Source organism: Streptomyces sp. 3MP-14, assembly GCF_006334905.2.
Lineage (GTDB): Bacteria > Actinomycetota > Actinomycetes > Streptomycetales > Streptomycetaceae > Streptomyces > Streptomyces triticirhizae.
Window position 1 is genome coordinate 1 of sequence record NZ_VDLZ02000003.1, and the last position, 13,518, is coordinate 13,518.

Sequence of the window (13,518 nt, forward strand, 5' to 3'; positions counted from 1 at the left end):
GTTCGGTGATGGTGGGGGTGTTGGTGTGGTGGGCGGCGTGGAGGGCGAGGTCGACGAAGGCTGCGCCGGGGAGGAGGGTGGTGTTGTTGATGGTGTGGTCGGCGAGCCAGGGGTGGGTGGTCAGGGACAGCTGACCGGTGAAGAGCGTGCCCTGCGAGTCGGCCAGATGAATGGCCGCGCTGAGGAGCGGGTGGGCGGCGGTGGCCAGGCCCAGGCTGGCGGGATTGGCCGTGGTGGTGGGGTGGAGCCAGTAGTGGTGGTGTTGGAAGGGGTAGGTGGGGAGGGGGGTGTGGTGGTTGTGGGGTGGTGTGGGGGTGTGGCCGGTGGTGTGGAGGGTGGCGAGGGTGTGGGTGTAGGTGGTGGTTTGGGGTTGGTTGGGTCGTTGGGTGGGTGTGGTGGTGGCGGTGGTTTGGGTGGTGGTGAGGGTGGTGAGGGTGGTGTCGGGTCCGATCTCAACGAACTGGGTGGTGTGGTGCTGGTTGAGGGTCTGGATGGTTTGGTGGTAGTGGACGGTGTTGCGGATGTGCTGGGTCCAGTAGGCGGGGTCGGTGAGTTGTTCGGTGGTGGCGATCTCGCCGGTGGTGTTCGACACCACCGGGATCGAGGGTGGCTGGTAGGTGAGCGTCGCTGCGGTTGTCTGGAAGTCGTCGAGGACCGATTCCATGTGGGGGGAGTGGAAGGCGTGGGAGACCTTCAACCGCCGGGTGCGGATGCCTTCCTCGGTCAACTGCGTGACGAGTGTTTCGCAGGCTTCGGCGTCTCCGGCAACGACCACGCTGTCGGCGGTGTTGATGGCCGCGATCGCCAACCCATCGGGCCGGTCGGTCAGGTGACGCTGAACGGTCGGGTGGTCGTGTGGTGTGTCGATGCTGATCATGTGGCCGCCGGGGGTGGCCTGTTGCATGAGGCGCGCCCGGGTGGTCACGAGAGTGGCGGCGTTTTCCAACGACAACACACCGGCGAGGTGGGCGGCGGTGATCTCGCCGAGGGAGTGGCCGGTGAGGTAGTCGGGGGTGATGCCGTGGTGGGTGATCAGTGTGTGGAGGGCGGTGTGGAAGGCGAAGAGGGCGGGTTGGGTGTACTGCGTGGTGTGCAGTAGTTCGGCTGCCGGGGTGTCGGGTTCGCTGAAGACGATCGGCTTCAACGGCTGCGGCAGGTGCGGGTCCAAGGCCGCACAGGCGGCGTCGAACGCTTCGGCGAAGACCGGATAGGAGGCATACAACTCTCGTCCCATGCCGGCGCGTTGGCTGCCCTGGCCGGAGTAGAGGAACGCGATCTTGCCGGGGCGGCGGGGTGCCTCGCCGCGCACCAGGTGCGGGGAGTCGGAGCCCTCGACCAACGCCCGCAGCCCGGCGATCAGGTCCTCTCGGGACTCCGCGACAACGCCCGCCCGGTGCTCGAAGTGGGCCCGTCCCGCGAGGGCGGCGGCGACCTCGGCCGGCTCCAGTTCGGGGTGGGTTTCCAGGTGTGAGGCAAGCTGGGCGGCCTGGTCGGCGAGCGCCTGCGGCGACTTGGCCGACAGCAGCACCGGCAGACCGGGCTCCGGCTCAGACTCGGAAACCTCCTCCGGCTCCGGCGCCTGCTCCAGGATCAGATGCGCGTTGGTGCCGCTGATGCCGAAGGAGGAGACGGCGGCACGCCGGGGCCGGTCGGCCTCCGGCCACGGCCGGGCCTCGGTCAACAGCGAGACCGCGCCGGCGTCCCAGTCGACGTGCTCCGACGGCTGGTCGACGTGCAGGGTCTTGGGCAGCACGCCGTGCCGCATCGCTTCGATCATCTTGATGACGCCGGCGATGCCGGCGGCGGCCTGGGTGTGGCCGATGTTGGACTTCACCGAACCGAGCCAGAGCGGCCGTTCGGCGTCCCGGTCCTGCCCGTAGGTCGCCAGCAGCGCCTGGGCCTCGATCGGGTCGCCCAGCGTCGTTCCCGTGCCGTGCGCCTCCACCGCGTCCACATCGCCGGGCTTCAACCGCGCGTTGGCCAATGCCTGTTGGATGACGCGTTCCTGCGACGGGCCGTTGGGCGCGGTGAGTTGGCTGCTGGCGCCGTCCTGGTTGATCGCGCTGCCCCGGATGACGGCGAGGATCGGGTGCCCGTTGGCTTCCGCGTCGGACAGCTTCTCCAACACGACGAGCCCGACGCCCTCCGCCCAGCCCACCCCGTCGGCGCCGGCCGCGAACGGCTTGCAGCGCCCGTCGGGGGCCAGGCCGCGCTGCCGGCTGAACTCCACATAGCTGTTGGGCGTCGCCATCACCGTCACGCCGCCCGCGAGGGCCAGGGTGCACTCGCCGGAGCGGAGCGCCTGCGCCGCCAGGTGCAGCGCCACCAGCGAGGAGGAGCACGCCGTGTCGACGGTGACGGCCGGGCCTTCCAGTCCGAAGGTGTAGGCGACGCGGCCGGAGGCCACGCTGCCCGCGCTGCCGCTGCCGAGGTACCCCTCGAACTCCGCCGGCATCGGCTGGAGTCGGGAGGCGTAGTCGTTGTACATGACGCCGGCGAAGACGCCGGTGCGGCTGCCGCGCAGGGACGGCGGCGCGATGCCGGCGCGTTCGATGGCCTCCCAGGCTGTTTCCAGCAGCAGGCGCTGCTGTGGGTCGGTGGCCAGCGCCTCGCGGGGGCTCATGCCGAAGAACGCGGGGTCGAACTCGCCGGCGTCGTGCAGGAATCCGCCGTGCCGGGTGTACGAGGTGCCGGGGTGGTCGGGGTCCGGGTCGTACAGGTTCTCCAGGTCCCAGCCACGGTTCTCCGGGAACTCGGTGACCGCGTCCACCTCGTCCACCACGAGGCGCCACAGGGCCTCCGGCGTGTTCACGTCGCCGGGGAAACGGCAGGCCAGCGAGACGATCGCGATCGGCTCGCGCTCTCGCGCCTCGGCGGCGCGAAGCTGCTGGCGGGTGTGCCTCAGGTCGATCGTGGCCCGCTTCAGATAGTCGCGCAGCTTGTCATCCTGTGCCGCCATCAGAGGTCACTCCCCGTGCTGTGGTCGTCGAGTTCGCTGTCAAGTACGTCGAAGAGTTCCTCGTCGGTCGCCCCGTCGAGGTCCGCGCCCAGTGGGTCGCTCGGGTCGCCGCCGGTCAGGCCCTGCCACTTCCGCAGCAGCGCCGTGACGCGTTCGGAGATCTCGGCCGGTGGCGCGGCCCCGGCCGTCGCGTCGGCGCCGGCCAGGTCGTTGATCGCGGCCTCCAGTCGGTCCAGCTCGGCCAGGATCGGCGGGGCTGCTGGCTTCCGCTGCGCCAGCAGCCGGTCCCTCACCTCCTGGGCGAGGGCCAACGCGCTCGGGTAGTCGAAGACGAGCGTCGTCGGCAGGCGCAGCCCGGTGGCCGCGTTGAGCCGGCCGCGCAGCTCGACGGCGGTGAGCGAGTCGAAGCCCATGTCCATCAAGCCGCGTTCGTCCTCCACCAGGTCCGGCGAGGCGTACCCCAGGACCGCCGCGATCTGCTCGCGCACGAACTCCAGGGTGGTCTTGCCGTAGGCCGCCTCGTCCGCGTTCTCCAGCAGGGCGAGCAGCGCGGGCGCCGAGGAGGCGCCGGTCGTCGACGCCCCCGTGGACCGGGAGCGGCGGGTCGGCAGCAGCCCGTGGAACGGACCCGGCAGGGTGCCGTCCGCCTGCTGCTTCCTGAGCGTCGGCAGGTCCAACCGCGCGGCGACCAGGGTGGGGTGGGGGGTGGTGAGTGCGGTGTCGAGGAGGGTGAGGCCGAGTTCGGGGTTGATGGGGCGGAGGCCGGTGCGTTGGATGCGGGCGCGGTCGGCGTCGGAGAGGTCGCTGGCCATGTCGCTGCCGTCGGTGTTCCACAGGCCCCAGGCGAGGGAGGTGGCGGGCAGGTTGTGGGTGTGGCGGTGGTGGGCGAGGGCGTCCAGCGAGGCGTTGGCTGCGGCGTAGTTGGCTTGTCCGGCGCTGCCGAGGGTGCCGGCGATGGAGGAGAAGAGGACGAAGGCGGTGAGGTTGAGGTCGCGGGTGAGTTCGTGGAGGTTCCAGGCGGCGTCGACCTTGGGCCGTAGGACGGTGGTGAGTCGTTCGGGGGTGAGGGAGGTGAGGATGCCGTCGTCGAGGATGCCGGCGGTGTGGATGACGGCGGTCAGCGGATGCTCGTCGGGAACGTCGGCCAGCAGTGTGGCCAGTGCATCGCGGTCGGCGGCGTCGCAGGCGGCCACGGTGACTTCGGCGCCCAACTCGGTGAGTTCGGCGACGAGTTCGGCCGCGCCGGGCGCGTCGGGTCCGCGTCGGCTGGTGAGTAGCAGGTGGCGGACGCCGTGTTCGGTGACGAGGTGGCGGGCCACCAGGGAGCCCAGGGCTCCGGTGCCGCCCGTCACCAACACCGTCCCGGCCAACACCGGCGCATCGGCGGTGCCCGTGCGGGCGCGGGTCAGGCGCGGCAGGCGCACCGTGCCCTCGCGCAGGGCGAGTTGGGGCTCGCCGGTGGCGAGTGCGGCGGGCAGCGCCTCGACCGAGGCGGGCGCGTCGTCCAGGTCCACCAGGACGAAACGCCCCGGATACTCGGACTGTGCCGACCTGACCAGACCCCAGACGCCGGCGCCGGCGGCGTCGGAGACCCGTTCCACCGCGCCGCGCGTCACCACGACGAGCCGGGCGTCCGCGAACGCCTCCTCCGCCAGCCACTCCTGAAGCTCGGCGAGTAGCCGCGCGGTGCGTTCCCGCACCTCCTCGGGGCCCTCCGCCCCGCCGTCGGTCGCCGCCCAGGTGGGCAACAGCACCACGTCGGGCGCCGGCCCGTCCGCCGGCAGCGAGGCACGCAGCGCGGCCAGGTCCTGGTGCACGGGCACGCCGTCCCACGCCAACTCCCCGGCGTGAGCGCCGACGACGGCCCAGCCGGCTTCCGGCGCGGCACCGACGGGCGCCTGACCCGGCAGCGTCTCCCACTCCAGGGTGTACAGCGGCTCGCTGCGCAACTCCGCAAGCTGCTCCGGCTGCACCGGTCGGACCGCCAGGGCGGCCACGCGTGCCAGCGGGTTGCCCGCCTCGTCGGACAGGTCCAGCCGCACCGTCGCCTCGTCCACCCGCCGCAGCCGCACGCGCGCGGTCGTCGCGCCGGTGGCGTACACCGTCACGCCGCTCCAGGAGAACGGCAGCCTGGGCTCGTCGCTCTCCTCACGCGCCAGCGGGTGCAGCGCGGCGTCCAGCAGCGCCGGATGGATCACGAACGCGTCGCCGCCGACGCCCTGTTCGGGGGCGAGGGCGACCTCGGCGTAGAGGTCGTTCCCGTCGCGCCAGGCGGCGGTCAGGCCCTGGAACGCCGGCCCGTACTCGTAACCCGCGTCGGCCAGCGCCTCGTAGGCGCCCGCCAGCTCGACGGCAGTGGCGCCCGCAGGGGGCCAGGCGGCGGAGGCAACCGACGGCTCGGTGGCCTCCGTTGGCTCCTGGTCGGTGAGCGCGCCGGTGGCGTGCCGGGTCCAGGGCGTCTCAGGCTCGGCGCTCTCGGAACGGGAGTAGACATCCACCGGGCGCCGCCCCTGCTCGTCCGAGGGGCCCACGACGACCTGGAGCGCCACGCCGTCCCTGGCGGGCAACGGCAGCGGGCTCTCGATCGTCAGGTCCTCCACATGGGGATGGCCGGTGCCGCGCCCAGCGTGCAGCGCCAGGTCGAGGAACGCCGTGCCCGGCAGGATGACCGTCCCGGCGATGGCGTGGTCCGCCAACCAGGCGGCAGAGCCCGGCGCCACCCTCCCGGTGAACACCGTCGCCCGCTCGTCGCCCACGTCCACCCTGGCCGTCAGCAGCGAGTGCGCGCTGCTCGCGAGCCCGAGACCGGCGGCGTTGGTCGGCGCGGCCTGGGTCGGGTGGAGCCAGTAGTGGTGGTGTTGGAAGGGGTAGGTGGGGAGGGGGGTGTGGTGCTTGTGGGGTGGTGTGGGGGTGTGGCCGGTGGTGTGGAGGGTGGCGAGGGTGTGGGTGTAGGTGGTGGTTTGGGGTTGGTTGGGTCGTTGGGTGGGGGTGGTGGTGGCGGTGGTTTGGGTGGTGGTGAGGGTGGTGAGGGTGGTGTCGGGTCCGATCTCGATGTACTGGGTGGTGTGGTGCTGGTTGAGGGTTTGGATGGTTTGGTGGTAGTGGACGGTGTTGCGGATGTGCTGGGTCCAGTAGGCGGGGTCGGTGAGCTGCTCGGCGGTGGCGATCTCACCGGTGGTGTTCGACACCACCGGGATCGAGGGCGGCTGGTAGGTGAGCGAGGCTGCGGTCGCCTGGAAGTCCTCCAGGACCGATTCCATGTGGGGGGAGTGGAAGGCGTGGGAGACCTTCAACCGCCGGGTGCGGATGCCTTCCTCGGTCAACTGCGTGACGAGTGTTTCGCAGGCTTCGGCGTCTCCGGCGATGACGACGCTGTCGGCGGTGTTGATGGCCGCGATCGCCAGCTTGTTGGCGTGCTCGGTCAGGTGACGCTGAACGGTCGGGTGGTCGTGTGGTGCGTTGATGCTGATCATGTGGCCGCCGGGGGTGGCCTGTTGCATGAGGCGCGCCCGGGTGGTGACCAGGATCGCGGCGTCTTCCAACGACAACACACCGGCGAGGTGGGCGGCGGTGATTTCGCCGAGGGAGTGGCCGGTGAGGTAGTCGGGGGTGATGCCGTGGTGGGTGATCAGTGTGTGGAGGGCGGTGTGGAAGGCGAAGAGGGCGGGTTGGGTGTACTGCGTGGTGTGCAGTAGTTCGGCTGCCGGGGTGTCGGGTTCGCTGAAGACGATCGGCTTCAACGGTTGCGGCAGGTGCGGGTCCAAGGCCGCACAGGCGGCGTCGAACGCTTCGGCGAAGACCGGATAGGCGGCATACAACTCTCGTCCCATGCCGGCGCGTTGGCTGCCCTGGCCGGAGTAGAGGAAGGCGATCTTGCCGGTGGGTTGTGCGGTGCCGGTGACGAGGGTCGGGTGTTCGCGGCCCTCGGCCAGGGCTGACAGCCCGGCCGTCAACTCCTCCCGGGTGCCCGCGACAACGCCCGCCCGATGCTCGAAGTGCGCTCGGTGCAGCAGGCCGGCGGCCAGGGTGGCCGGGGTCAGCTCGGAGTGAACCTCCAGATGGGTCAGCAGTCGCGCGGCCTGGTCGGCGAGCGCCTGCGGCGACTTCGCCGACAGCAGCACCGGCAGACCGGGCTCCGGCTCAGACTCGGAAACCTCCTCCGGCTCCGGCGCCTGCTCCAGGATGATGTGCGCGTTGGTGCCGCTGATGCCGAAGGAGGAGACGGCGGCGCGGCGGGGGCGTTCGGCCTCCGGCCAGGGCCGGGCCTCGGTGAGCAGCGAGACCGCGCCGGCCTCCCAGTCGACGTGCTCCGACGGCTGGTCGACATGCAGGGTCTTGGGCAGCACGCCGTGGCGCATGGCTTCGATCATCTTGATGACGCCGGCGATGCCGGCGGCGGCCTGGGTGTGGCCGATGTTGGACTTCACCGAACCCAGCCAGAGCGGCCGCTCGGCGTCGCGGTCCTGGCCGTAGGTGGCCAGCAGCGCCTGGGCCTCGATCGGGTCGCCCAGCGTCGTTCCCGTGCCGTGCGCCTCCACGGCGTCCACGTCGCCCGGTTCCAGGCGGGCGTTGGCCAATGCCTGGCGGATGACGCGCTGTTGGGAGGGGCCGTTGGGCGCGGTCAGCCCGTTGCTGGCGCCGTCCTGGTTGACGGCGCTGCCCCGGATGACGGCGAGGATCGGGTGCCCGTTGCGCTGGGCGTCCGACAGCTTCTCCAGGACGACGAGGCCGACGCCCTCGCCCCAGCCGGTGCCGTCGGCGGCGTCGGCGAACGGCTTGCAGCGGCCGTCGGCGGACAGGCCGCGCTGCCGGCTGAACTCGATGAAGACATGCGGGGTCGCCATCACGGTGACGCCGCCCGCGAGGGCCAGCGAGCACTCGCCGGAGCGCAGCGCCTGGCTGGCCAGGTGGAGCGCCACCAGCGACGAGGAGCAGGCCGTGTCCACGGTGACGGCCGGGCCTTCGAGGCCGAAGGTGTAGGCGACGCGGCCGGAGGCCACGCTGCCCGCGCTGCCGCTGCCGACGTATCCCTCGAAGCCGTCGGGCACCTGGTGCAGTCGGGAGGCGTAGTCCCCGTACATGACGCCGGCGAAGACGCCGGTGTCGCTGCCGCGCAGCGTGGTCGGGTCGATGCCGGTCCGCTCGACGGCCTCCCACGCGGTCTCCAGCAGCAGGCGCTGCTGCGGGTCGGTGGCCAGCGCCTCCCGGGGGCTCATGCCGAAGAACGCCGGGTCGAACTCGCCCGCGTCATAGAGGAACGCGCCGTGCCGGGTGTAGGCGGTGCCGGCGTGGTCGGGGTCCGGGTCGTAGAGGTTGGCCAGGTCCCAGCCACGGTCCTCGGGGAAGTCGGCGACGGTGTCGAGCCCTTCGGCCACGATCCGCCACAGCCCTTCCGGGGTGGTGGCGCCGCCAGGGAAGCGGCAGGCCATGCCGACGATGGCGATGGGTTCCTCGACGGCGGCCGTGGTCGCGGTGACGGCGGCCATCTGCTCGCTGGTGCCGAGCAGTTGGTCGCGCAGGAACGCGGCGAGCACGGTGGGCGTCGGGTAGTCGAAGACCAGCGTCGCCGGCAGGCGCAGCCCGGTGGCCGCGTTGAGCCGGTTGCGCAGCTCGACGGCGGTGAGCGAGTCGAAGCCGAGCGATCCGAACGCGCCCGACGGGTCGATGGTGCTGGTGTCGGCGTGGCCGAGCACCGTCATGACCTGGGTGCGCACGAGGTCGAGCAGCACGCTCTCCTGTTCCGCGCGGTCGCGTCCGAGCAGCTTGGCGGTCAACGAGGAACGGTCCGCTTCGGCCGCGCCCGTGGCGCGCCGCAGCGGCGCGCGGATCACGCCGCGCAGCACCGGCGGCAGCGTCCCGGCGGTCGCCTGGGCGCGCAGCGCCGCGTTGTCCAGGCGGGCGGTGATCGCCAGGGCCTCGCCCGTGGTCAGGGCCGCGTCGAACTGGGCGAGTCCGGCCTCGGTCGAGAGCGGCGCCACGCCGCCCCGGCTCATCCTCGCGAGGTCGGCCTCGGCGAGGTGGCTGGTCATCGAGCTGGCCTGCTCCCAGAACCCCCAGGCGAGGGAGGTGGCGGGCAGCTGCTGGGTGTGGCGGTGGTGGGCGAGGGCGTCCAACCAGGTGTTGGCGGCGGCGTAGTTGGCCTGTCCTGCCGTGCCGAGGGTGCCGGCGATGGAGGAGAAGAGGACGAAGGCGGTGAGGTTGAGGTCGCGGGTGAGTTCGTGGAGGTTCCAGGCGGCGTCGACCTTGGGGCGTAGGACCGCGCTGAGTCGTTCGGGGGTGAGGGAGGTGAGGATGCCGTCGTCGAGGATGCCGGCGGTGTGGATGACGGCGGTGAGCGGGTGCTCGGTGGGAACGTCGGCCAGGAGTGCGGCCAGGGCGTCGCGGTCGGCGGTGTCGCAGGCGGCCACGGTGACCTCGGCGCCCGACTCGGTGAGTTCGGCGACGAGTTCGGCCGCGCCGGGCGCCTGGGGTCCGCGTCGGCTGGTGAGCAGCAGGTGGCGGACGCCGTGTTCGGTGACGAGGTGGCGGGCGAGCAGCGCGCCCAGCGTGCCGGTGCCTCCGGTGATCAGCACCGTGCCCTCGGCGTCCCAGACCGGGCCCTCGGCGGACGCGGGGGGCTCGGCCGGGCGGGTGACGCGCGGCACGAGGATTTCCTCGCCCCGCACCGCGAGTTGCGGCTCGGTCGGCAGCAGGTCGATTGCGGCGCGCAGGGTCGCGCCGCCGTCGGTCGTCGTGTCCAGGTCGATCAGGGCGATCCGCTGCGGGTTCTCGGACTGCGCGGACCGCAGCAGGCCCCAGACGGCGGCGTCGGTCAACCCCCGCACGCCGTCGCCCTCGTGCACGGCGACGGCCTCGCGGGTGACCACGGTCAGCGGCAGTTCCGCGCTGCGGTCGTCCGTCAGCCAGCGGCTCACCTCGGCGAGTGCGCGCTGGGCCTGGGCGTGGGTGGCCGCCACCGGGTCGCCGTCGCGTTCCTCGTCGACGAGGGGCAGGAGCACGCCGGTCGGCGCCGGGCCGTCCGCCGCGACGGCGGTCAGCAGGCCGTCCAGGTCGGGGTAGCGGTCCACCGTGTCGCCCAGGGCCCGGGCCAACTCCTCGGCGGGGCCGTCGTTTCCGACCACGGCCCAGCGGGCGTCGTCGGCCGGGTGCGAGCCGTCGGGTGCGGCCGGGGCCGGCAGCCAGCGCAGCCATGCCGGCTGGGCGTCCGCCGGGCGCGCGGCGCCCGACAGCTGCTCGGGCCGCACCGGAAGCACCGTCAGCGCGTCAACGAAGGCCACCAGGCTGCCCGTCGCGTCGGCCAGGGTGATGGCCCAGCTGTCGCCGCCCTCGCGCCGCCGCAGCTGGACGCGGAGCGAGGTCGCGCCGACGGCGTGGACCTCCACGCCGGACCAGGAGAACGGCAGCCGGGTGTTCTCCGGCTCGTCCAACGCCAGGATGTGCAGCGCCGCGTCGGCGAGCGCCGGGTGGAGCACGAACCGGTCGGCCTCGTCCCGCTCCTGTTCGCCGAGCGTGACCTCGGCGTAGAGGTCGTCGCCGTCGCGCCAGGCGGCGGTCAGGCCCTGGAACGCGGGCCCGTACTCGTAGCCGGCGTCGGCCAGCCGCTCGTAGGCGTCGTCCAGGCCGATGCTCTCGGCGCCCGGCGGCGGCCAGGCGGTGAGGTCGCTCGGCTGCCCGGTCCGCGCGGGCTGGGCGAGCAGCGTGCCGGTGGCGTGCCGCGTCCAGGCCGCGCCCGCCTCGGCGTTGGTGGGCCGCGAGTAGATCTCCACCCGCCGGCGGTCCGAGTCGTCGGCCTCGCTGACCATCACCTGGACATGGGTGGGGGTGGTGAGGGTGAGGGGGGTTTGGATGGTGAGGTCGTCGATGTGGGGGTGGGTGGTGGTGTGGTGGGCGGCGTTGAGGGTGAGGTCGAGGTAGGCGGTGCCGGGGAGGAGGGGGGTGTTGTTGAGGGCGTGGTGGGTGAGCCAGGGGTGGGTGGTGGTGTTGAGGGTTCCGGTGTGGGTGGTGGTGTGGTCGTGGGGGAGTGTGGTGGTGGCGGGGGTGAGGGGGTGGTGGGTGGTGGTGCCGGTGGTGGTGTGGTGGGTGGTGGTGGGTGTCAGCCAGTAGTGCTGGTGCTGGAACGCGTAGGTGGGCAGCGCGGTCGGGGGCGCGGCGGTGTGCGTGGCCGGGGGCGTGGCCTGGTGGCGCGCCCAGCTGTTGGTGAGGGTGGTGAGGAACTGGCCGAGGGTGCCGTGGTCGCGGGTGAGGGTGCCGGTGGTGTGCGGCTGGGGAACGGCGTCGTGGTGCTGGTCGAGGGTTTCCTGGAGCGGGGTGGTGAGGATGGGGTGCGGGCTGACCTCGACGTAGTGGGTGAAGCCCTCGGCGGCGAGGGTGTGGGTCGCCTGCTCGAAGAGGACCGGCTGGCGGAGGTTGGTGTACCAGTAGCCGGTGGTCAGCTCGGTGGTGTCGGTCCACTCGCCGGTGACGGTGGAGAGGAACGGGATGCTGGCGGGCTGTGGCACGACGCCGCTCAGCAACTCGTGCAGGGTGTCGCGCAGCGGCTCGACGTGCGGGGAGTGCGAGGCGTAGTCCACGTTGATGAGCCGGGCGCGGGTGCCCTGGCTCTGGTAGGCGTGGACGAGTGGGGTGAGCGTGTCGAGCGGGCCCGCGATGACGGTGTTCCGGGGGCTGTTGTGGACGGCGACCGTGACGTCGCGGTGGTTCTGGATGTGCTGGATCACGTCCTCGGCGGGCAGCGGGATGGCCGCCATGGTGCCGTGCCCGGCGATGGTGGTGATGGCCCGCGACCTGAGGGCGACGATCCTGGCCGAGTCCTCCAGGGTGAGGGCGCCGGCGATGTGGGCTGCGGCGATCTCGCCCTGGGAGTGGCCGACGACGGCGTCGGGCTGGATGCCGTGGTGCTGCCAGAGCCGGGTGAGGGCGATCATCATGGCCCACAGCGCCGGCTGCACGACGTCGACCCGGTCCAGGCTGGCCGCGCCGGGCCGCTGGTTGAGGGTGTCGATGAGGTCCCAGTCGGTGTGGGGCGCGAGGGCGTCGGCGCAGTCGCGGAGGGCCTGGGCGAACACCGGTGAGGTCGCGAGGAGTTCCCGGGCCATCTCGGGCCACTGGGAGCCCTGCCCGGGGTAGACGAAGACGGTCCGGCCCGGGGTGGTCGGGGACCCGGTGACCAGCGCCGGGTGGCTCTGGCCCTCGGCCAACGCGCCCAGCGCGGCGACCAGTTCGTCCCGAACGTCGGTGATGACACCGGCGCGGTGGTCGAAGTGGGTGCGGTGCGCGAGGGCGGCGGCAGCCTCGGCCGGGGTCAGCTCGGGATCATGCTCCAGGTGGGTCAGCAGTCGCGCGGCCTGGTCGGCCAGCGCCTGCGGCGACTTGGCCGACAGCAGGACGGGCAGGCCGGGTTGGGCCTCGGGCGTGTGGGTCACCTCGGTTGGCGGGGCCTGCTCCAGGATGATGTGCGCGTTGGTGCCGCTGATGCCGAAGGAGGAGACGGCGGCGCGGCGGGGGCGTTCGGTCTCCGGCCACGGCTGTGGCTCGGTGAGCAGCGAGACGGCTCCCGCTTCCCAGTCGACATGGTCGGATGGCCGGTCGACGTGCAGGGTCTTGGGCAGTACGCCGTGCCGCATGGCTTCGACCATCTTGATGACGCCGGCGATGCCGGCGGCGGCCTGGGTGTGGCCGATGTTGGACTTCAACGAGCCCAGCCACAGGGGCTGTTCGGGGTCGCGGTCCCGGCCGTAGGTGGCGAGGACCGCCTGCGCCTCGATGGGGTCGCCCAGCGTGGTGCCCGTGCCGTGCGCCTCCACGATGTCCACGTCGCCCGATTCCAGGCGGGCGTTGGCCAACGCCTGTCGGATCACGCGCTGTTGGGAGGGGCCGTTGGGGGCGGTGAGGCCGTTGCTGGCGCCGTCCTGGTTGACGGCGCTGCCCCGGATGACGGCGAGGATCGGGTGCCCGTTGCGCTTGGCGTCGGACAGCTTCTCCAGCACGGCCAGGCCGACGCCCTCGCCCCAGGCGACGCCGTCGGCGCCGGCGGCGAAGGACTTGGAGCGGCCGTCGGGGGCCAGGCCCCGCTGGCGGCTGAACTCGATGAAGCTGCTCGGGGTGGCCATCACGGTCGCTCCGCCCGCGAGGGCCAGCGAGCACTCGCCGGAGCGGAGCGCCTGCGTCGCCAGGTGCAGGGCGACCAGCGAGGAGGAGCAGGCGGTGTCGACGGTGACGGAGGGGCCTTCGAGGCCGAAGGTGTAGGAGATGCGTCCCGTTGCGACGCTGCCGGTCGTCCCGGTGGAGAGGTAGCCCTCGATGTCCTCGGGGACATGGGGCTGGCGCGGGGCGTAGTCGTGGTACATCAGGCCCGCGAAGACCCCGGTGCGGCTGCCGCGCAGCGTGGTCGGGTCGATGCCGGCGTGTTCGACGGCCTCCCACGCGGTCTCCAGCAGCAGGCGCTGCTGCGGGTCCATCGCGGTGGCCTCGCGCGGGCTGATCCCGAAGAACGCCGGGTCGAACTCGCCCGCGTCGTGCAGGAATCCGCCGTGCCGGGTGTAGGACGTGCCGGCGTGGTC

2 protein-coding genes (1 of these 2 only partly in view) are annotated in these 13,518 nt (G+C 72.4%); both read right to left on the reverse strand.

The features are described from left to right. Positions 1-2,962 (reverse strand): type I polyketide synthase (locus FH609_RS04780; RefSeq protein WP_413743240.1); only part of this gene is annotated, 2,962 nt, incomplete at its 3' end. After that, positions 2,959-13,518, reverse strand: partial view of a type I polyketide synthase gene (locus tag FH609_RS31445; RefSeq protein WP_152311251.1) — the 3' portion only. Its footprint extends 13,809 nt past the window's final position; the window shows 10,560 of its 24,369 coding nt (coding positions 13,810-24,369); its start codon lies beyond the right edge, outside the window — the gene reads right to left on this strand; it ends in the stop codon at positions 2,959-2,961. The genes FH609_RS31445 and FH609_RS04780, both read right to left, overlap by 4 nt.